The organism is Brevundimonas subvibrioides (assembly GCF_027271155.1).
In the GTDB taxonomy this organism is placed as follows: Bacteria; Pseudomonadota; Alphaproteobacteria; order Caulobacterales; family Caulobacteraceae; genus Brevundimonas; species Brevundimonas subvibrioides_D.
The window spans coordinates 1,771,474-1,791,646 of sequence record NZ_CP114542.1; the positions used below are offsets into that span (position 1 = coordinate 1,771,474).

The following is a 20,173-nucleotide window of genomic DNA, read 5'->3' on the forward strand; positions in this document are numbered from 1 at the left end:
TCAATCGCCTGAGGTCTGCGCCACGGGGCGAACGCGAGCCCCGGGGCGGGTGGTGGCGGGTGCCAGCACGACCCTGTCGCCCGCGGCCAAACCGCTTTCGACAATGGCATTGACCGAGGGCCAGCGTGCCACAGTGATGGCCCGGGCGCGGACGATGCCGTCGGCGTCCACAACATAGACCTTGGGGGCCGCGGTGGCATCGACCACGGCGCGGCGCGGCACGACAATGGCACCCGGCAGCTGGGCAACGACGATGGTCACATCGACCGAACGACCCGCTGCAAGGCCCTGGGTACCGGCTGGCGACAGCCGGACCGTGCGCCCGCCAGTGCCGGAATCGATCCGGGGCGAGACCTCTGTCACCCGGGCGGCAAAAATTTCCGGCGAGCCGGACAGGGCGGCGCGGGCCGCTTGACCGGGGCGGATGGCATCGGCGTAGGCTTCCTCGACCTCGGCACGGATCTCGACACCGGTCGCCGACCCTAACTCGAACAGGGTTTGTCCGGCCAGGACCACCTGGCCATTGTCGATCGGTCGGACCAGCACCACCCCGGCCATCGGTGCGCGGATGGTAAACTCCCGCGCACGCTCGGCCGAGGCCCGCACAGAGGCCGAGGCGGCCGTCGCATTGGCCTCTGCCGTATCGAGAGAGGCGCGCGCGGCGTCCAGCGCCGCGGTTGAGGCAAAACCCCGCGCATGCAAGGTTCGCGTTCTCTGGTAGCTCAACCTCGCCTCGGTCGCCTGGGCCCGCGCGGCAAGGGACCGCGCGACATCCGCGGCGGTCTGGGCCTGTTCTACGGTCGCAAGGATAACCGCCAACGGGTCTCCGGCCGCGACCCGGCCCCCCTCGTCGTGAAACAGACGAACCACCTGGCCCGGATTGGGCGAGGCGACCTGGATCAGCTCGGTTGGACGGGCGCGGCCGACCACCGACAGGGCCTGCTCGACTGTCTGCGGCCGGATTTGCAGAACCGCGACCTCGGCGGGTCGTCGCCAGACGATGACCCCCGCCACCACACTGATGGTCAGGGCGACTGCGGCAAGGACAAGGACGGGTCTGGAGGGGGCTTGCATGAGGATTTCTTCAGGGCGACGCCGCGAGATGCGGTGCTGCTGGTGCGGGTGTTATCGTCGGCTGGCAAATGCTCCGGCCCTTGGCCAGGCGGCGGAGTGAGACAAGGTCGGACAACGGACCGCCGGTGCCGGCGGCCCGTTCCGAACCATGATCCAGCCCGGCGGCACCCAAAGCCCGTTCAGTCCTCATCGACGTTCTCGGCCTCACCCCCTTCGCCGGCTTCCCCGTGCGCGCCGGGTGTAAAGGCCTGCGGGTCGATGCGGGTCGCGGCATAGGCGGAGCCCGCCACGACGAGAACAGCGAGGGGAACAGCCACGCGGGCCGGCGGAGCGGCATCCTGGGCATTCGGGAAATGCGTCGTCTTCTTGCGCCCGGTGATCATGGCCCCGATCAGATTGTCGCGGGTCAGGAACGACATCGCCACGACCGCGACCACGTGCAGGGCGATCATCGCGAGGAGCATGTAGGCTATGGCTTCGTGCCCATCCTCTCCGCCCGTGATCCCGGTGAAGGTCGTCGCGGCGACGAGGGCCAGAAGCACGATCACCGCGATCCCGCCCAGCGGATTGTGGCCCAGCGAGGCGTGGACACGCCCTGCGAACAGACCCCTCACATGACCCGCCATGCGCGACGGACGGATCAGGTTGACGAAGCGGGCATGCTCGCCCCCCACGAACCCCCAGAGCAGGCGGAAGACGATCAGGATGGCCGCCACCCAGCCCGCAGGGACATGCCACGGCGACAGGGCACTGCCCTCCTCGGACGACAGGAAGGCGACCGCGATCGTGGCCACGAGGAGCCAGTGGAACAGGCGGACGCCCCGGTCCCACGTCTTGATTGTCCTGATCGTCTGTGGGGTCTTGCTGGTCATGGAAACCTCCGTTTGGTGGGGTGCCGGGCGCGAAATCTGACGTCAGCCTGACATCAGCCGGGCCGCATGGAGCCCGAGCGCACGAACCGGGCGTGCCAGGACAGGGCCTCATCGAGGAGCATGGGCGTCTGGAGCCCCCAGGAGCCCTTGAGCGCCCGCGCGTAGTAGTCGGCCAGCATCGGCCGGTAATCGGGATGGGCACAGGTTTCGATCACCACCTTCGCCCGCTGCTTTGGCGAGAGGCCGCGGAGGTCGGCGAGGCCCTGCTCGGTGACGATGACCTGGACGTCCTGGTTGATGTGGTCGACGTGAGAAGCGCAGGGCACGATGGTCGAGATCGCCCCACCTTTGGCCGTCGAGGCGCTCATGAAGATCGAGATGTAGGCGTTCCGCGCGAAGTCCCCGGAGCCGCCGATCCCGTTCTGGATGCGTGAACCCATGACGTGGGTCGAGTTCACGTTGCCATAGATGTCGGCCTCGATCATGCCGTTCATGGCGATGACGCCCAGCCGCCGGATCAGCTCCGGGTGATTGCTGATCTCCTGCGAGCGCAGGATGATCCGGTTGCGATAGTCGCCCATGCGCTGATTAACGCGTTCGCTGAGGTCCGGACTGAGGCTGAGCGCGGTCGAGGACGCCATCCTCAGCTTGCCGCTGTCCAGCAGGGCCATCATCCCGTCCTGGATCACCTCCGTCCAGGCGGTCAGATCGTCGAAGGGCGCGTCGATCAGGCCCGTCAGCACGGCATTGGCTGTGTTGCCCACGCCGGACTGGATCGGCAGCAGCGAAGGCGGCAGCCGCCCCCTCTTCACCTCGTGTTCGAGGAACTCCAGCAGGTGCCCGGCGATGGCGAGGTCGTCGGCACCGGGAGTCGTGAAGCCAGCGTTGCGGTCGGGACGATCGGTCTCGACAATGGCGACGATCTTGTCGGGGTCGCAGCGGAAGCAGGGCTCGCCGATCCGGTCGCCCGGATGGATCAGCGGGATCGGCACCCGGTTCGGCGGCAGGGCCGCGCCATAGTAGATGTCGTGCATGCCCAGCAGGTCTGGGCTCTGCCAGCGGTTGACCTCCAGGATCACCTGGCGGGCCCGGTCCAGCCAGGTCTTGTTGTTGCCGACCGATGACGCCGGAATAAGTGCGCCGTCCTCGCGAATGCCGGTGACCTGGATGATCGCGGTGTCGAGCGGCCCCAGGATGCCCTGCCAGGCGGCCGGCGCGACCTGGCTGAGGTGCATGTCGAAATACTCCATCTGGCCGCGATTGATCCTGTCGCGACAGGTGGGGTCGGAGTTGTAGGGCAGCCGGAACTCGATCCCGTCCGCCTTGGCCAGGGCACCGTCCAGTTCGGGCCCGGTCGAGGCGCCGGTCCAGATACGCAGCTTGAATGGTCGGCCGGCCGCATGCTCGGCCTCGATCCGGGCGGCCAGGGCCAGGGGCACGGCGGTCGGATAGCCCGAGGCCGTAAAGCCGCTCAGCCCCACAGTCGTGTCCGGTGCGATCAGGAAGGCGGCGTCCTCTGCGGACATGACCCTGGCCCTGAGGCCCATGCTGGCAATCCGGGACCTATCCACGTCGGGACCACGTCTTCATGTCGCCCTGCCAGTAGACCCAGTCGCCGTCGAGCCCTCCCCAGAAGACTTCGTGGCGACCCAGAAACACCGCGACGTCGTCGGCGCGAATACGGGCTTCGTCGGTTTGCTCGGCCCCGCAAACCTCAATCACATGAACGATCGACGAGGCGGCCAGGATCGGCAGGGCCGCTGACACCGCGCGCTGGGCTTCGCGACAGTCCTTCCAGGCGACCAGGGCCGGTGTGCCGATCGGACCTGTCGGGCTCCGGGGCGGGACGACGAGAATGGCGCGACCGGCGGCCATCAGGACGTCCGCAGGGTCGGGCGAGCGCGTCGGCGAGCGGACCGGATCGCGGCGGCCCAGGATGGCAATATCGGCGGCCCGGAGCGCCTGCACGACCAGGTCGGAAGGGTAACCCACCTCGCCGCGCCACTCCGCATGGTCGGCATATCCGCCCACGACATCCCGGAACAGGGTCCGGGCCCGAGCGACGTCCGCCTCGGCGATGTCGCGGAACAGCCCCGGCATCTCGCCCGGCATGGCCCCGCCCGCATAGGGATCGATCAGGGGAACGTCCGGCATACTGGCGGCCAGACCGATGACATGGGTCCTGGAAAGCCCTGCGATCTCGCAGGCCAGCGCGACGCGCGCCGTCGCGTCAGGACCTTCGTCCACATAGACCAGCAGGCTTGCGAAGCGCATGTCCTCTATCCCGTTCGGATCGATCAAACCGCGTTGCAGCGATCATTGCCTTGATCCGGATCAACGATCTGAACGGAACGGCGTGGGAGGTTGGCCGCGTCAGGAGGCCGCCCATGAAACACCTTGTCGCTATCGCCATGCTTCTCGGGCTGACGGGCTGCGCGGTTCAGCCGACCGCCCCCCTTTCCCAACAAGCATGGATTGACACCTCTCTTCCCGACGTCGCCGCGCAGCAGCGTGGGGCGGCCTATGCCAGGGCGAACTGCGCCGGCTGCCATGCGGTCGGTACGACGGGCGATAGCCCGCTGCCCGCCGCCCCGCATTTCCGCGACCTTGGTCGGCGCTACCCTGTCGAGTACCTGGCCGAGGCCTTCGCCGAAGGCATCAACACGGCCCACGCAGAGATGCCCGAATTCGTCATGTCGACGGAAGAAAACTCAGATCTCGTCGCCTATCTCAAAAGCATTCAGCCTTCCGGAACTGAATGAGCCGGCCACTCCTGAGTTTCTCGCCTTGACCGCATCTCGCCCTGATTTGGGCCGGATCGATAAACCGACTCGGTGATTACCGTTTTCGGGAGCACACTGTCGCATGGTCGTTGCTCTGAAGCCTGCGCTTGCGCCGCGACCGCCACCTCAATCGGGCTGTATCGACCGACTGCAAGGCACCGACTGCCACATCTGCGGTGCGCGGGCGCTGAGCGTCTGTGGGGCCGCAGACGATCCTGACCTTCAACGCCTCGGCGATCTGGCCGAAGTCATCACGCTAAAATCCGGCGCTGTTCTGATACGCGAAGGCGAGCCCGCCCCTCACGTCTTTAACATCACGGGCGGGTCGCTCCGGGTTTACAAGCTGCTCCCGGACGGGCGCAGGCAGATCACCGGCTTCGTCTTCGCCGGAGACTTCCTCGGCCTGGCGATCGGCGAGACCTATGTCTTCTCGGCCGAGGCGATGGAGGCCTCAACCGTCTGTCGCTTCCGAAAGGGGCCGTTCCGCGTCCTGGTGGCGAACTCGCCACCGCTGGAGCATATGCTGCTTCACCGCACCTCCCACGAACTGGCGGCGGCACAGAACCAGATGTTGCTGCTGGGTCGAAAGACCGCGATCGAACGGATGGCGTCCTTTCTCCTCGACCTGCCGGGCCACGACCCCACCCGTCCAAGCGCGCCCGGCCATGTGCGGCTGCCCATGAAGCGTGGTGAGATCGCAGACTATCTGGGCCTGACGATCGAGACGGTCAGCCGTGTGCTGACCCGGATGAAGGTAAAGGGGCTGATCTCGATCCCGTCGCAGCATGAACTCATCGTCGAGCGACCGGAACGCCTGCGCCAGCACGCCTCGGGCGAGCTCTGAGCGGCCACCACAAGACCCCGACGCGGTCAGCGCCGGGGTCATCCTGTTCTGATCAGGACTGCGACAGACGGACCAGAGCGAAGGTCGCGAGCAGAGCCACGATCGCGCCGGCGACGACGCTGGTGCTGACCGGATAGGCGCGGACGGTCTCGGACATCTGGGCGCGCGTCGTCGCCGCAGAGGTTTCGGCCTCGTCGCGCAGGCGATCGGCGGCGCGGGCGATGGCCCTGGTCGCCCGGGCGATGGCGTCGCTCGCTTCGGCCCCCGTCGTCCTTGCGGCGTCCTTCAGATGGTCGGTGGCTTCGTCGGCAAATCCATGAATGTCGCGGCTCAGCGTCTTCAGGGTGGCATGGGTCATGGGGAGGCTCCTTTGGATGACGCGCCATCCAAGCCGATCTGCCCGGGGAAGTCGGTGATCTGGATCAAGGCCGGCGCACGACATGACCCCTAGAGGACGATGACGCAGTCCCTCGGGGGTGACCCATCCATGACGACGATATCGCTTGCTCCGCCATCCGACATCGCCCTGAACCTGGCCCTGTCGCTCATCTCCGCCTCGGTCGCGCCGGTGCTTATGCTGGACGGCGACCTTTCGATCCTGGCCGCCAGTCAGAGCTTTCTTGAAGCCTTCGATGTGGGTCCGGACGACGTTCCCGGAGCGCGCCTTGCCGACCTTGGCGGGGGCGAATGGAACATGCCAAGGCTCGGGTCCTTGCTTGAGGCGATTGCCCTTGGCCAGACCTCCGCGCACGCCTGCGAGATCGACCTCGGGACCGGCGAGCAGACGCGTCGATTGGTCCTGGACGTCCAGCAGCTCGACTATAAGGACGCCGACGGCGTCCGGTTGCTTGTGTCCATACAGGACGTCACCGGGGAGCGCGAGAAAGAGCGGCAGAACGAGGAACTGATCCAGGAGAGGGCCATGCTGGTCCAGGAAGTCCAGCACCGGACGGCCAACAGCCTTCAGATCATCGCCAGCGTCCTGATGCAGGGCATCAGAAAGCTCGGTTCGGACGAGAGCTGTGCCAACCTCCGCAGCTGCAGCCATCTCCGCGACGCCCACCAGCGGATCCTGTCGGTGGCTGCCGTCCAGCACCAGCTCGCCCGTTCGGAACTCGGCGATGTCGAACTGCGCGGCTATTTCACAGACCTGTGCCGCAGCATCGGTGACTCGATGATCCGCGACACCAGCCAGATCCGTTTGAACGTCACCGTGGACGACAGCGTCGCCACATCGGGCAACTCCGTCAGCCTGGGCCTGATCGTCACCGAACTGGTGATCAACGCGCTCAAGCATGCGTTTCCGAACGATCGGAACGGGCGGATCGATGTCGATTACAGCGCCGGGGGGGAAGGCTGGACACTCACGGTCCGCGACGACGGCGTTGGCATGCCACCCGACCCGACCAGCACCCGGTCTGGACTTGGAACCGGCATCATTCAGGCACTGGCCGGCCAGCTCGGCGCAGTGATCGACATGGCCGACGCACAGCCGGGCCTTCGTGTTTCCATCATCTGCAGTCTCGCCGCGGTGAGCCCGACACGATGAAGACCGACACCGCCGATCCCGCCGAAGGCCGCATCGCGATCATCGGCGCGGGCCATGTTGGCGCCACGGCGGCCTATGCCCTGATGCTCCGTGCGCTGTTCCTCGAGATCGTCCTGATCGACAGCAATCGGGCGCTGGCCGAGGCAGAGGCCGCAGACATCGCCGACGCGAACGCCCTCGCCCGTCCCTCCCGGATCTGGGCGGGCGACTATACGGAAGCGGCGAGCGCAAGCATGGCGCTTATCACCGCAGGAGGGGCGACGCATGGTGGCCAGACCCGCCTGTCGGTGGCCGCCCAAAGCGCTGCGATCGTGTCCGACTGTGTGGGGTCGCTGATGGACGCCGGTTTTCGGGGGGTCATCGTGGTATCGGCGAACCCCGTCGATCTGATGACGCGCGTTGCCTTGCACCGATCCGGTCTTCCGCCAGCTCAGGTTATAGGCACCGGCACGCTGCTGGACACCAGCCGCCTGAAGCAGAGTTTATCCGCGGCGCTGAACGTGTCGCCAGCCTCGATCGACGCCCTCGTCCTGGGCGAGCACGGGGACAGTGAGGTCGCGGTCTTCTCCGCAGTGCGCGTCGGTGGACAGACGCTCGAACAGTTCTGCGCCGGTTCCCGAGCGCTCGACCAGACCTCGATCGCGCGCCAGGTCCGGGACGCCGGCTATGACATCGTCAAGGGCAAGGGCTACACCTCCTGGGGCGTGGCGACCGCCATCGTGCGCATCTGCGAGGCCGTCGTCCGCAACGAGCGTGCCGTGCTTCCGGTCTCGACCCTGCTGTCCGGGCAGTACGGCCTGTCGGACCTTTGCCTCAGCCTGCCCTGCGTCGTCGGCGCTGGCGGGATTGAGCGGATTCTCACGCCGGACCTCGAGCCGGACGAGGCGGTCGCGCTGGCGGCCTCCGGCAAATTACTGATGACGGCCTTTGCCGCCATATCGGAAGTGGCATCAGCAACGTGAGCCAACCGGCAACCTGCACGACCGGGTCAGCCCAAACCGGTTGCCCTGTTTCGGCGGCAATCCAGCCGCCTCGTCCATGGCCCGCTCCACCAACCCTTCCGAAGTTTCGACAGCTCGTCGGAGGTGATCCGGACGGTGGAGATGATGTCGGGGAAGTAGCCGCTGTCGCTCCGGACTGTGGCGGCCCTGCCGGCCGGGCGCGGCATCGACATCGGCGGCGAGATCGTGCAGCTCGGATGCAGCCGGTTCGGCCCCATATTCGCCGCCGGGATCCCCTGGAAACGGGTCGAGCGCATGCGCGCGTTCACCCATTTGCGGGGGCACCTCGACGAGGACTGCGCGAGGATCAATGGCGAGGTGCTCTAATCCTTTGCCAGCAAGACCAGGGACAAGGCCGCCTTGCCGAGTGGAAGACGCTCGCCGCATAGGGCCCGCCTACCCTGTGCGGCCTCCGGGTTCCGGAGACCCGGTGGCGCTGAACCGACCGCACCCGGAGGACCCTTTTCGAAGGGCCGGCTTCGTCAACCTGGCCGTGCCGACTTTCCAGGGCGCACTTTGGCAGCCTATAGTCTGTCTGCAACCGGGGGGATCAAATGGCGACGACGGACTATAATGGCGGCGGACTCGATCTCGGTCGCGTCACGCAGCGGACTTTCGCATCCATCAGCCAGAATTGGCTGGTGTTTCTGGGTTCATCCCTGTTCCTCATCGGCGTGCCCAGCGCGATCAGCGCGCTGGGCCAGGGCAGTAACATCATCACGGAGCGATCGCCCCTGATCCTGACCGCGATCGTCGTCGGCGGCATTCTGACGCTCGTGGGAACCTATATCCTGCAAGGTCTGGTGGTCTTCGTCACCGTCAATGGTTTCAACGGAAAGCGGATCGGCCTGGGGCAGGCCCTGTCGGCTGGCCTTCGCTATTTCTTCCCCCTGCTCGGCCTCGGTATTCTCATGGGCCTGGGCCTCATGGTGGGCTTCATCCTGCTGGTGATCCCGGGCATCATTCTCTCGATCATGTGGATCGTCGCCGCCCCTGCCCTGGTCGCCGAAAGGCGTGGGGTGATGGAGAGCTTTCAGCGCAGTCGCGACCTGACCCGGGGGTCTCGCTGGATGATCTTCGCCATTGTCGTGGTCTATACCCTGGTGGCCTGGTTGCTCAGCATGGCCGTAGCCGGCGTAATGCTGGCCAGCTCTGGAAGCCTGACTCCGACCGCTGGCGCGACACCTTCGATCGCTGTCGTGATCGTGACGCCGATCGTCAATGTGGTCACCGCCATCCTGTCGTCGGCCGGTATCGCGGCCATCTATTACGAACTGCGGACGGTCAAGGAGGGGGTCGCGCCCGAAGCCCTGGCCTCGGTCTTTGACTGATCCCGCGACGCTCACACGTCGTGCTTGTCGCGGCGTCTGACGCCCATCAGCAGACGCTGCTCCAGCCGCCCGCGCAAAGCTGCGTAATAGGCGCTCAGAAAGTCGTAGTCGTCGTCGAAGGGGGTATGGTTCCACCCGATCCTGGCGGCGATCCGCTCGGCGACGCTGCGCATGATCCGGCGGTTCCGAACGCGAAGCACGTCGTCCAGAACGTGAAGTTCCTTTGCACCGTACGCCTCCAGCTGTGCGGCTGTGAAGGCGAACCTGGACAGGCGCTCGCCCCCCTCGTCGGCCATGTCACGGGTCAGCTTGCGGCGAGGATTGCGCACGACCCAGGTCCCGCCGACGATATCACCCAGCCGCAGCCGATCGCGATTGAACAGCGGAAACAGCGCGAATGCCGCCGCCCAGATGAAACCCAGCAGATACATCCAGCTTTCGACGCCGCCGCCCTGGGACTGTCCCACCAGCAAGGACAGGGGCAAGAAAACCTCCAGCTCGCGCATGGCGTTGCGCGCGAAGACGGATTCCGCCCGCAATCGCCCGCCGTCCCGCGACGCGACCCTGAGACCGATGATCCGCTTCCCGGGCGTTGCGGCGCGAGCAGAGAGCTCGAACGCCACGAAATAGAAGTTCCGCAGCAAGAAGAAGCCAAGCAGCCATACGATTGCGACCAGTTCGAGCCCCGCCCCGCCGCCGCCGGCCGCAGCGGCCCCAAGCCCCATCAGCACGGCCGCGACGGTGAGACCGATCAGAACCCCGACGATGATGGCCGCATCCAGCAGGAAGGCTGCTGCGCGCTGGCCTGCGTCGGCGATGTTCAGACGCAGATCGACGCCTTCCGGCGTGATGAACTCGCGCAACGTCCGATCCACCTCACCCGGAACGCCTCCGCCTGGCCTGGAAATCGACGCCTCACTGGCCATTGGAATAACTGAGCGCGGTGCCGCGGCGACGCGGGGCGTAGAAATAAGTCCCCCAGAGCACGCCGGTGGCCAGGCCGATCGCATAGCGGCTGCCGGTATCGGTGATCAGTTGGCGACCGAACCCCTCAAGCAGGCCTGCAATGAACAGCATGATCACCACGCCACCGACGACCGTTCCGGCGGCCCTGCCGGCTTCCTTGGCGGCTTCGAGCCTGTGCCGCGAGCCCGGAAACATCACCGCCCATCCGATCCTGAGACCGGCTGCTCCGGCCAGGGTGACGGCAAACAGTTCCGTGACGCCGTGGATCATCAGCCACCCCCCGACCTCGACGCCCAGTCCCCTGCTGGCGAACAGAATGAAGAAGGCCCCCAGGGTCGCGCCGTTATAGAGCATCAATAGCGCGCTCGGGATGCAGAAGGCGAACCCAAGAGCGAAGGCGAGCAACGCGATCTGCGCATTGTGGGTGAACAGGAACGTCGCGAAGACGGACAGGCCTGCCCTATCCTCGACGCCCGAAAGTGTGTCTCGCAGTGTCGCTGTAGAAGCCCCGGGATCGCGGCCACCCGCCAATTCCGCCGGCACAAAGGCGTAGAACCACTCGGCATCATGGCCGACCAGCCAGGCGGCTGCCACAGCACCCAGAATCATCATGGCCCCGGCGATCAGGGTCTCGCGCCAGAGGCTACCGACGGCCCGGGGCCAGTCGACGGAGAAAAAGCTGGCGAGCCGCCCCTGCAGTGTGGAGCGCGATCCATAGACGAAGAAGTAAGCGCGCGCGGACAAGGTCTCCAGATAGCTGATCAGCGACAGATCAAGCGATGTTTCGCGCGCCACGGACAGCGCCGACAGCGTCGATCGATAGAGGACCGGGATCACAAGGATCTCGTCATCGGACAGCTTGCCAGCACTGCCCTTTTCGACCTTGTCCATCAGCCGTTCAAGGCGTTTCCAGTCGTCCTCGCGGGCCATTCGAAACCGCTGGCTCTTGAGCATCGGCGCCGATCGAAGAGGCGTGTCGGTCACAGAAGATCCCTTCTCTTGAGATCGAGATAGGCATTGATGACCGCCGATCCGATCCGTTCGGCCGGTGCATCGACGATGTGAACCCCCATGCGCCGGAGGCGACTGACGACGACATCCCGCTCATGCAGCAGCCCCCCGGCTACGACAGCGCGGGCCACGTCCTCCGCCTCGACCGGTTCGATTTCGAGCAACGACTCGAGTTCCTCGTCTCGCAGAACGACGAACAGCACGAGGTGGCGACGGAGCAAGCGGCCAAGCGATTCCACCATCAGCTCGGCGGCCGTCGAATCCGTGAAATCCGTAAAGACGACCACCAGGGATCGTCGTCTGAGCTGCCCGGCGAGGGTCGTCAGGGCCAGGGTGTAGTTGGTCTCGTGGGACGAATAGTCGATCCGCCCTGCCACCCGTTGAAGCGCGCGAAAGGCATCCATGCCGGCAACAACCCCGGTGGAGAGCCGGGGGGCCGAATCAAAGGCGAACAGCCCTGCCCGATCTCCCGATTTCAGACACGCCCAGGACAGCAGCAGCGCAGCATTGATGGCGCGGTCGATCCGCGGCGCGCCTCCGACCGGTTCGCTCATCACCCGACCGCAATCGAGCGCCATCACGATGTGGTGGTTCCGCTCGGTACGGTACTCCTTGGCCAGAAGTGCCGAATGGCGCGCGGACTGTTTCCAGTCGATCGCCCGACGGTCCATGCCAGGCTGGAAATCCCGGAGCGCCTGGAATTCGGAGCCCTCACCATGCTCGATCTGCGTCTTGGCTCCGAACAAGGCATCGCGCGCAGATAGCCTGACCGCATCTTCGTGGACTGATTGGAGGTCGGTGGACACCGGGGCCGCCTGATCGAGATCAAAGACCTTCTGCTTCCAGACAAGCCCCATCGGGCTCGACCAGCGCACCCAGAGGCGGTGCAGGATGGCAGACCCACGCCGCTCAGGGGTGAAGGCAAACCCCAAGCGCGCGGCGCGGTCCTGCACAGGCGCGCGGGCTACAGCAGAGCTCAGGCCCAGCCGACCGTCGGCGGCGAGAGCTGCCTCCGCGCGCCCGGGGACATTTCCTTTTCCGAAACGCGCGACGAACTCGGCCTGACCCGGCCGGGCGACGGCCGGAAAAAGTGCAGGCGGAAGGTCAAGGGTGAGTCGCGACCGGGATCCGCTCAGCAGTCCGTCCAGCACCAGAAGGAGCGCAAAGCCGGCAATCCAGCAGGGCGATGCGAGCCATCCTGCCGGCGTCAGGGCACCGAAAAGCAAAGCCACGGGCAGGCCCGCCGCCATCGTCAGGATCGCTTTCCGGGTCGGGTAGATCATCGGGGTGCTGCGACCTGCTCGACGAGCGAGCTTAGCACCTGATCGACCTTGCGGCCTTCGATCTCGGCTGCAGGAGAGAGCAGCAAACGATGGCGCAGGGTCGGGACCGCCAGCACCTTCACGTCGTCGGGTATGACATAATCGCGGCCGTCGAGCGCGGCGCGAGCACGCGCGGCGACGGCGAGCATGGCACCCGCCCGGGGCGAGGCACCGGTATCCGTATCGGCTGATTCACGTGTCGCCCGAACGAGGTCCACGATGTAGCCGGTCACCTCGTCCGTCAGCCGGACGCCGGCGACCGTCGCCACCGCAGCGTCGATGGTCGCCCGGTCGGCCACCGCTGTCACGCCGAGCTCGGCAGGGTCCATCTGACCGGCCCGGGCACCATGCGCGGCGACGATGGCCCGCTCCTGATCCACCGTTGGGTATTCCAGAACATGTTTGAACAGAAAACGGTCCAACTGCGCTTCAGGCAGGGGATAGGTGCCCTGTTGCTCGATAGGGTTCTGGGTGGCGACCACAGTAAACCGATTGCTCAGTCCGTGAGAGACACCGTCGATCGTGACCTGACGCTCCTGCATGGCTTCAAGCAGGGCTGCCTGGGTCTTCGGGGGCGTCCTGTTGATCTCATCGGCCAGAAGCAGTTCGCAAAAGATCGGGCCTTGCGTGAGGGTGAAACTGGACGTCTGGAAGTTGAACAGATTGGACCCGATGATGTCGCCCGGCATCAGGTCCGGCGTGAACTGGATACGGCCATAGTCCAGTCCGACCGTGCGCGCGAAGCTCTGGGCCAGCAGAGTCTTGGCCGTTCCGGGCGGCCCTTCCAGAAGCACATGCCCACCCGCGAAAAGAGCGGTGAGCAGCAGATCGACCGCGCTGTCCTGGCCGACAACGGCGCGGGCAATCTCGGCGCGAATGCGCGCAGCGATCCTGGTCACTTCATTGACGTCCACGGGTCATCTCCTGCTTCCAGCGACGAAGGTCGCTGGCAACTTTCATCAGATCATTGGCGGTTCTGGCCCCGCGAGCCTGATCGGCCAGGGCGCTGTAGCGAGCCGATGTGCCCGAGACGTCGCCCACCCTGTCCAGGAAGGCATCCAACTCGACGTCGGACAGGGTTCGCGGCGCACCGATGGCACGCGCAACCCTGCCCCGCACAAGACGGGCGTAAGGCACCGCCATGCGGTGCTCGCGCCGGGCCAGCCTGACGAGGCCGGCGGTGTTGTCGGCCAGCGCCCTCTTGCCGAGCGCGACCGATCGCCCCGTCTCGCGCGCCGGTCCGAAGCGGATCGCGGCCTGATAGGCGGCCAGGGCCATCAGAGCAGCCAGTACGAGGGTGACGCCGAGCAACGGCGGCTCGAGCATCAGCCTCAGAAGACTGCGCGTCCGCTGGAACCCGTAGAGGGTCAGGTCGAACACGACGGGCGCATCCTCGCCGCGGAGCAGATCCAGCATCGCGATCGCGTTCTGCGCACCTGCCAGCGTTCCAATACCTTGCGTATTCAGAAAATCAGGGTCGGAAAGAACGTAGGTCCAGCTGGTGCCGCGCCTGGCCACGATCACACCGCCCGACGAATCCGTCAGCACTGGAATCCAGGCCGGCGAGGTCAGTGCTGGGCCCGACAGCGTCTGAAGCTGATCAATACTGGCCGAACGTCCGATCCGCTGCCCGTCCGGCCGTGTCAGCTGTACCGGGGTCGCGCCTTCATGCCGCGCGACCTGAAGACCGTCGCGGAAACCTTCAGGCAGGACCGCGATGACGCCATCCGGCGGCAAGGTGCCGGCCGTCGTCACCCACCCGGCGTGTCGGGGTTCAGGCAAGGTCGCCCATTTGGGCAGCACGATCAGGACGTGGCCGCTGGTCGGCCCAACCAGCGTCTTGCGACGTCGCTTGTCCCTGCCATGAGCGGCGGGACCCGTCGCAGGCGGATCCTCGGCTTCTGACCGGTCGCGAACCTGATCGGGGTTGATGCCCATCGGTGGCGTGCTGATGAACAGGCTGTCGTCAGCGTTCTTTCCCACGGGCCCACGGCTGAGCGTGACAGGGACGCCGGTGGCACCCAGCAGTTTCACGATGCCGGCATAGCCGACGGACGAGTTGGACAGCGCATGGGTCCCGCCATCATTGCCGGTCTTCAGCTCCGGCGCATAGGCTGACAGAACACCAAGCCCGGCCATGGCAACGACGGCCACGAGGGCCACCACGACCATGATGAGCGGTGAGAAGGCTGCTCCGACGGACGCCGGCTTGCGGCTCACGGGACAGCGTCCTTCTGGCGCCAGCCGCCGGGCAGGGCGAATGCCTCATAGGCATTACGGCAGGCAGCGAAATCACCGGCAAGGACGGGCACGGCCCCGAAGAGACTCCGCTCGACAAGCCGACCGATAAGGGTGAAGGCCGGACGGGCACCTTCCGGGATCGCCTCTAGCGCCGCAATCTCTCTCGTCGTCAGTGAAACCCGCAGGGCCTTGGGCCGCAGGCTCTGGATATCCTCCACGCTCCGCAAAAGCAGAAGGTGAACCGCTTCGGCATAAAGACCTCGCGATGCCAGTGCATCGGCTTGCGCAAGAAGATCGCGCGCTGCACCGACATCGGGACGCCATTCGGGCACATGGGGCGCGACCGGTGGCATGGCTCTGGCGCGCGGACCGCGCAGCTTCAGCACCTCCCGGCCGATCGCGAAAACGATAAGGCCTGCCAGCAAGATCAAACCGCCCCAGAACACGTACTGAAGCGCCGGAGCGACAGCACGCATCAGGTCCCCGACCCAGTGAAGCCAGGCCGGGACTTCAGGCGGCACGAAGCCGGTCCGTTCGAACTGTAACGAAGTGTCCCCCAACAGCCGGGCGTGTTCTTCGGCGATGTCGGGCAACGAAGGCGACGGTGGAACCCTCGTGGACTGCGGAGCCGCAAGCATCACCCGCGATCCCGGGGTTGCCAGCGGTTCCAGTCCGTCGGCTGACAAGGTTTGCACCAACATAGGCTGAACGGTATCCCCCGACACGATCCAGCAATAACGCCGCGCAGAAATCAGTCAACCAGACGTGGTTTGGCCAGACCAGAGTTTCCATCGCTCCACAGATCGGTGTTGTAGGGCCGAACTCATGAAGAAGGTTTCCCAGCTTCGTCATGACGTCTCGCACGGAGTGACAGAAGACCGGACTCTCGCCACCCCTGCCAATCACGGCTCGGATCACCTGGGGACTCTCGTTATGGCTGGATGAGAAGCGGGGGTCACGTCAGCCGGGTCGCCCGGAGACGTGTGGGCGTCGCCCCCACAGCACCGGCCGACGGCCATATCGACCGGACCTTGAATCAGCAATACTGGTCGACTGATCGGCTATCCTGGGGGCACAAATGATCGGCTCAATCCTTGCGGTTTTCCTCGGCCTCGCCGCAGGCCCTGAGCAGGCCGACGGCGCGTGGTACACGCAAGGGACGTTCGAACCCGTGCGGCGGGTCGCGATCCAGGTCCGAAATCCTCTCGACGTCGCGCGAACCAACAGCCCGGTGATCATCCAGAGATCCGATCTGGGGCCGCTTCAGGATATCCACGAGCTCCAGATGACCCTGGTGGATCCGAAGGGCGTCCCGAACGCGGAGCCGTCGGCCCGTCAACGCGCGCTTGAGGGGGCCCACGGCCAACTGGCCGAAACCAACGGCCATGCCTTTCCGTACCAGTTCGACGATCTGGACCAGGACGGGCTGTGGGACGAACTGTTCTTCATGGCCGACTTTGCTCCTGGCGAGACAAAGACCGTCTATGTCTATCTCGGAACCCAGGAACGGGGATGGGCCGCCCACCGGACCCATGCCGCGACGGGCAGCTACATGCGCCACACCGTTCCGTTCTGGGAGAGCGAGACCTTCGGCTGGAAGCTCTGGTATCCGACCGACATCGACGTCTACGCCAAGCGTACGCCGCAGTTGATGAGCCAGCGCCTGTATATGGAAAACCTCGATGGTTATGCCGTCTCTCTGATCGACCCGGGCCTGGGTTCGGACATCATGAGGGTCGCGTCGTCGTTCGGCGGCGGCGGCATCGGTCTGATCGAGGATCCGGCGCACCCCGGGGTCATCAGCCGCCCCCGCTTCGGGCCCGGCTCGGAAGGCAACTTCAACGGCGGACCGGTGTCGTCGCCGCGTTACGCCTTCACCGTCCTGGCCAATGGACCGGTCCGCAGCATGGTCCGGATCCGTACGATGAACTGGAACACGCCTCACGGCTCCTACGAGCTGGACCAGATCTATAGCAGCTATGCCGGGCAGGATTATTCGACCGCCCGGGTCGCCTTTCGCCAGATCGACCCTGTGGGCCCCGCCCCACGGTTCGTGGTCGGTATCCGCAAGCATCTGAACGAGGACACCTATGTGCAGGAGGGCGGACTGGTGATCTCCGCAGCGCCTGAGGTGATCCGCAATCCCGATGATCTTGAACAGGTTCAGCCCGACATGACGGTCGCCTACGCCGGAACGGCCCTGGTGGTGCCCGATCGGCTCTCGCCGACCTACGCCTTCGCGCCACAGGACGAAGGCAACCATGTCATGAGCATGCCGATGACCGCCGACGGCCGGTTCGATTATCTGCTGGCCGCCGGATGGAGCGAAGGCCCGAACCGGCGGACCGCAAGCGCGTTCGCCGACTACGTCCGGACCGTTGCCCGGGAATACAACGCCCCGGTCGTCCTTGTCTCGATCAACTCCGAGACGCGACCGTCGGAGACGCCATGACGAAATCGGCTTCACAAATGGTCCGCTCCGCAGACGGTCTGCGCCGATTGGCCGGAGCGATTTCAGCGTCCACCGGACAGACCCGTCGGTTCACGTCGACAAGACCTGTGTCGCCTCTAGAAGGTCGTGAACCCGGACACCATGATGTTATCATTCCGGCGATCCGGTCGTGATCCGCCGTCGACATGCTGGTTCATATAGCCGGCTTCCAGCCGGAATTTTGGGGTCATCTGCCAGCCCACGCCCGCGAAGGCGCGGTTCTGGTCGTAGCCACCGGACTGGCCCCAATCGGTGCGGTTCAGGGTGACGAAGGTCTCGTTCGACAGGACGACGCTGAAGTCTGAACTGGCAACAGGGCGGCTCCAGCGAACGAACTGACGAACCCGCCATCCGGTATCGTCAGTCCCCTCGCGGAAGCGTTGCTCGAGCCGGGTGCGCCCGGTCAAACGGCCACCGGCGAGGTCGGCGATCGGATAGGTCGCCTGCTGCCAGGCGCGGTGCTCGACCGTATCCGGACCGGGGCGACGCTGGGTGATGTGGGCATAGCCGGCCCACAGGTCCAGTCGCGGCGAGGCTCTCCAACCGACCCCGGCGCGCAGAAGGGTGGTGTCGAGGTGATCGCCCTCATCCCGGAACCGGGCGTGGGAGTCCCACCAGGCCAGCACCTTGCCGCCCTCGCGGACGGGCCCGCTGGCGAAAGCCGCTGTCCAGACCTGGTTGTCGTGCTGGGCGGCGGCGGGTGCGGCCAACGTCAGGACGACGGCGGCCGAGGCAAGGATGGCGGCAGGCTTCATGGTGGCAATACCCGGGGCGAAGGGTGATGGAGACGGCCGATCCAGGAGATCAGCCGTCTCCAGCGGCGTCAGTGCGCGCTGTAAGGCAGCGAGGAATGGTGCAGAACGATGCGCAGGGCACCGTTGGCATCACGCACCCAGCCCCAGGATTTGTTGACCGTGGTCACCTCACCCTTGTCGTTGGTCAGCATCACATTGCCCGTCGAGATGGCCGTGGAGCCATTGAGCACGATGGCGGCGTTGTCGATCGCATAGGACTGCCACCCCTTCAGCGCGAAGCCGGTATCGCTCGGGAAGTTGGCATCGCCGCCCACAAAATAGGCCAGGGCGCCCTCGCGTGTCGTGCGGAAGGTGGTCTCACCCGAGGCGAGAGTCGGCTTGAAGGCGACCGGACCCAGGCTGTAGCCATAGGCTGTGTCCAGCACCTGACCCGCAAGCCGGGCCGCGGCGGCCTGGCCGTTCGTCTTGTACTCGGTGGAGATGGCCACCAGGGCGTTGCCCCAGGCCCGCTGGGCCGCTTCGACCTCGGCGACCGTGATCGGGGCGGCGGCCGGGGCCACGCCGCCCAGGGTAGCGACCGCATAGGTGTCGGTGTGCGCCGTCGTCGCAGGCAGCTGGGCATAGGCGGGGGCGGCGAGCAGGCTGGCAAGGCCGGCGAGTGCGAGGATCTTGGGCATGGGGCGTCCTTTCATCTTGGGCCGCTGGGCGGCGATGTCTGGAAGATGCCGGGATCAGACTTTCGCCACATCGGCACATCGGCACCCCGAACGGCCTATGCCGTTCGGCATATGACGCGACAGGCAAGGTCGGCTAGAAAGCCAACCTTAGCCGGAAGATGACCGCGTGGCCGACGCAGCCTTTACAACCGATCTGCGATCCCTCTTTCGGGACTCCGAGGCGCGCGCGGCGCGGTTGAGGCTCCTGATCGGCATCAGCCGGGATCTGGCCGCGGCCGATGGCAGGGCTCTGGACCCGGCCGTGGATCGCGCGGCGCAGAGAGCCGCCCTGTTCGCCGGCTACGCCCGCGGGGTCGTTCTCGGAGCGTCCGAGGCAAGCCCCGGCGACGCCTTCGTCATCCCGCTTGAAACGCTGGCCGAACAAGGTCGTCCGGGCGTCCGCCTGGTCTTCACCGCAGCCCTGAATACGGGGGCGATCTCCACCCAGGAGGATGCGGAGACCCTGCGCCTTCTGGTCGAGATGATCGAGGCCCGCCTCACGGTCGATCTTCAGCAGCGCAGGGAGATCGAACTGAGCGGCCGGCTGGAGCGACGCGAACGCGAGCTGGAACAGGTCCTCTCGAAGGTCGTCACCGCCCAGGAGCGCGAGCGCGCCGCCATTTCGGCCGATCTTCACGATGGCGTGGCCCAGCAGGTGGCCGCCCTTCACCGCCGTCTGGAGCTTCTGCGTCTGGACCTCGACAGCCATGCGCCGGAACCCGTGATGGCGGAGCTGGACGCCCTGATCGGTGTCTCGCGCCAGTCAGTTGCGGACCTTCGGGGTGTGATCTCGGGTCTTCGCCCCACCAGTCTGGACGATCTTGGCGTGGTCGCAGCCCTGAAGGACGAGGCGCGACGCCTCGAGGCCGCGGGTCACCCGGTCGCCATCTTCGATCAACTGCACGGTCGGCTGCCGGACTGGCAGGAAACCCTGCTGTTCCGCATCGGTCAGGAGGCCATCAACAATGTGGCCAAGCATGCCCCCGGCGCGCGCGTGCGGCTTGAAATCGGGATCGATGCCGAACGAGGCGATGTGATCCTCAGCGTGGAGGATTCCGGGGGGCGGGGCCTGGGCGATGCTACGCCGGACGAGGCTCCCCGCTTCGGCCTCGAGATCATGCGCGAGAGACTGGCCGCCGTCGCGGGAACACTGGACGCCCGGCCGACGGCGAACGGCTTCCGGATCCGCGCCATCGTACCGTCGGCAAGCCGTTGAG

21 protein-coding genes are annotated in these 20,173 nt (G+C 66.0%); 8 read left to right on the forward strand and 13 right to left on the reverse strand.

The window, feature by feature from the left end; genetic code table 11:
- The 4 genes from O3139_RS08965 to O3139_RS08980 form a co-directional block, all read right to left on the reverse strand.
- Positions 1 to 1,074 (reverse strand): efflux RND transporter periplasmic adaptor subunit, encoded by a 1,074-nt coding sequence (locus O3139_RS08965; RefSeq protein ID WP_269513694.1) that lies wholly within the window; start codon positions 1,072 to 1,074, stop codon positions 1 to 3.
- Between the two features lie 179 nt (positions 1,075 to 1,253).
- On the reverse strand, positions 1,254 to 1,946 hold the full coding sequence (locus tag O3139_RS08970; RefSeq protein ID WP_269513696.1) for a cytochrome b/b6 domain-containing protein: 693 nt from the start codon (positions 1,944 to 1,946) through the stop codon (positions 1,254 to 1,256).
- A gap of 53 nt (positions 1,947 to 1,999) precedes the next feature.
- Positions 2,000 to 3,472: an acetyl-CoA hydrolase/transferase family protein gene (locus O3139_RS08975; RefSeq protein WP_269513698.1), complete on the reverse strand. Its 1,473-nt coding sequence runs from the start codon at positions 3,470 to 3,472 to the stop codon at positions 2,000 to 2,002.
- Positions 3,473 to 3,509: 37 nt separating this feature from the next.
- Positions 3,510 to 4,220, reverse strand: a complete 711-nt coding sequence (locus O3139_RS08980) for a hypothetical protein (RefSeq protein WP_269513700.1) — start codon at positions 4,218 to 4,220, stop codon at positions 3,510 to 3,512.
- 113 nt (positions 4,221 to 4,333) lie between these two features.
- On the opposite strand from O3139_RS08980, the gene O3139_RS08985 reads away from it, so the two are divergent.
- A complete protein-coding gene (locus O3139_RS08985) occupies positions 4,334 to 4,708 on the forward strand; it encodes a c-type cytochrome (protein WP_269513702.1) in 375 nt (124 codons plus the stop codon).
- A 103-nt stretch (positions 4,709 to 4,811) separates the two neighbouring features.
- Positions 4,812 to 5,573, forward strand: a complete 762-nt coding sequence (locus tag O3139_RS08990) for a helix-turn-helix domain-containing protein (RefSeq protein WP_269513704.1) — start codon at positions 4,812 to 4,814, stop codon at positions 5,571 to 5,573.
- A gap of 52 nt (positions 5,574 to 5,625) precedes the next feature.
- Here O3139_RS08990 and O3139_RS08995 read toward each other — a convergent pair whose 3' ends face one another.
- Complete coding sequence (locus tag O3139_RS08995) at positions 5,626 to 5,931, reverse strand: hypothetical protein (protein WP_269513706.1); 306 nt, start codon at positions 5,929 to 5,931, stop codon at positions 5,626 to 5,628.
- A 216-nt stretch (positions 5,932 to 6,147) separates the two neighbouring features.
- Here O3139_RS08995 and O3139_RS09000 point away from each other — a divergent pair, with 216 nt between their 5' ends.
- The 4 genes from O3139_RS09000 (at position 6,148) to O3139_RS09015 (ending at position 9,454) form a co-directional block, all read left to right on the forward strand.
- Positions 6,148 to 7,122, forward strand: coding sequence for a sensor histidine kinase (locus tag O3139_RS09000; RefSeq protein WP_269513708.1), 975 nt, complete (start codon positions 6,148 to 6,150; stop codon positions 7,120 to 7,122).
- Entirely contained in the window at positions 7,119 to 8,084 is a 966-nt protein-coding gene (locus O3139_RS09005; protein ID WP_269513710.1) for an L-lactate dehydrogenase, read from the forward strand. The genes O3139_RS09000 and O3139_RS09005 overlap by 4 nt, the downstream gene beginning before the upstream one ends.
- A gap of 177 nt (positions 8,085 to 8,261) precedes the next feature.
- Positions 8,262 to 8,450 (forward strand): hypothetical protein, encoded by a 189-nt coding sequence (locus tag O3139_RS09010; RefSeq protein WP_269513712.1) that lies wholly within the window; start codon positions 8,262 to 8,264, stop codon positions 8,448 to 8,450.
- Positions 8,451 to 8,677: 227 nt separating this feature from the next.
- A complete protein-coding gene (locus O3139_RS09015; RefSeq protein ID WP_269513714.1) occupies positions 8,678 to 9,454 on the forward strand; it encodes a YciC family protein in 777 nt (258 codons plus the stop codon).
- Between the two features lie 11 nt (positions 9,455 to 9,465).
- Here O3139_RS09015 and O3139_RS09020 read toward each other — a convergent pair whose 3' ends face one another.
- From O3139_RS09020 to O3139_RS09045, 6 genes are read right to left on the reverse strand one after another with little or no spacing between them, the layout of a single operon-like run.
- Positions 9,466 to 10,317: an RDD family protein gene (locus O3139_RS09020; RefSeq protein WP_269513717.1), complete on the reverse strand. Its 852-nt coding sequence runs from the start codon at positions 10,315 to 10,317 to the stop codon at positions 9,466 to 9,468.
- A 52-nt stretch (positions 10,318 to 10,369) separates the two neighbouring features.
- Positions 10,370 to 11,350: a stage II sporulation protein M gene (locus O3139_RS09025; protein ID WP_269513718.1), complete on the reverse strand. Its 981-nt coding sequence runs from the start codon at positions 11,348 to 11,350 to the stop codon at positions 10,370 to 10,372.
- Positions 11,351 to 11,400: 50 nt separating this feature from the next.
- Positions 11,401 to 12,714 (reverse strand): DUF58 domain-containing protein, encoded by a 1,314-nt coding sequence (locus tag O3139_RS09030; RefSeq protein WP_269513719.1) that lies wholly within the window; start codon positions 12,712 to 12,714, stop codon positions 11,401 to 11,403.
- A complete protein-coding gene (locus O3139_RS09035) occupies positions 12,711 to 13,667 on the reverse strand; it encodes an AAA family ATPase (protein ID WP_269513720.1) in 957 nt (318 codons plus the stop codon). The genes O3139_RS09030 and O3139_RS09035 overlap by 4 nt, the downstream gene beginning before the upstream one ends.
- The gene (locus O3139_RS09040) at positions 13,654 to 14,973 is read right to left on the reverse strand and encodes a hypothetical protein (RefSeq protein ID WP_269513722.1); all 1,320 of its coding nucleotides are present in this window, start codon (positions 14,971 to 14,973) and stop codon (positions 13,654 to 13,656) included. Before O3139_RS09040 ends, O3139_RS09035 begins: the two co-directional genes overlap by 14 nt.
- On the reverse strand, positions 14,970 to 15,587 hold the full coding sequence (locus tag O3139_RS09045) for a hypothetical protein (RefSeq protein WP_269513723.1): 618 nt from the start codon (positions 15,585 to 15,587) through the stop codon (positions 14,970 to 14,972). Before O3139_RS09045 ends, O3139_RS09040 begins: the two co-directional genes overlap by 4 nt.
- Positions 15,588 to 16,072: 485 nt before the next feature.
- On the opposite strand from O3139_RS09045, the gene O3139_RS09050 reads away from it, so the two are divergent.
- Positions 16,073 to 17,446 carry a DUF4861 family protein gene (locus tag O3139_RS09050; RefSeq protein ID WP_269513724.1) on the forward strand — a complete coding sequence of 458 codons (1,374 nt, stop codon included), beginning with the start codon at positions 16,073 to 16,075 and terminating at the stop codon, positions 17,444 to 17,446.
- Positions 17,447 to 17,562: 116 nt separating this feature from the next.
- Here the strand turns inward: O3139_RS09050 and O3139_RS09055 are convergent, their stop codons facing one another.
- Together O3139_RS09055 and O3139_RS09060 are read right to left on the reverse strand one after the other, a co-directional pair.
- Entirely contained in the window at positions 17,563 to 18,240 is a 678-nt protein-coding gene (locus O3139_RS09055) for a DUF2490 domain-containing protein (protein ID WP_269513725.1), read from the reverse strand.
- 68 nt (positions 18,241 to 18,308) lie between these two features.
- Entirely contained in the window at positions 18,309 to 18,917 is a 609-nt protein-coding gene (locus O3139_RS09060; RefSeq protein ID WP_269513726.1) for a phosphoribosyl-AMP cyclohydrolase, read from the reverse strand.
- Positions 18,918 to 19,083: 166 nt separating this feature from the next.
- On the opposite strand from O3139_RS09060, the gene O3139_RS09065 reads away from it, so the two are divergent.
- A complete protein-coding gene (locus O3139_RS09065; protein ID WP_269513727.1) occupies positions 19,084 to 20,172 on the forward strand; it encodes a sensor histidine kinase in 1,089 nt (362 codons plus the stop codon).
- Position 20,173 lies beyond the last annotated feature (1 nt).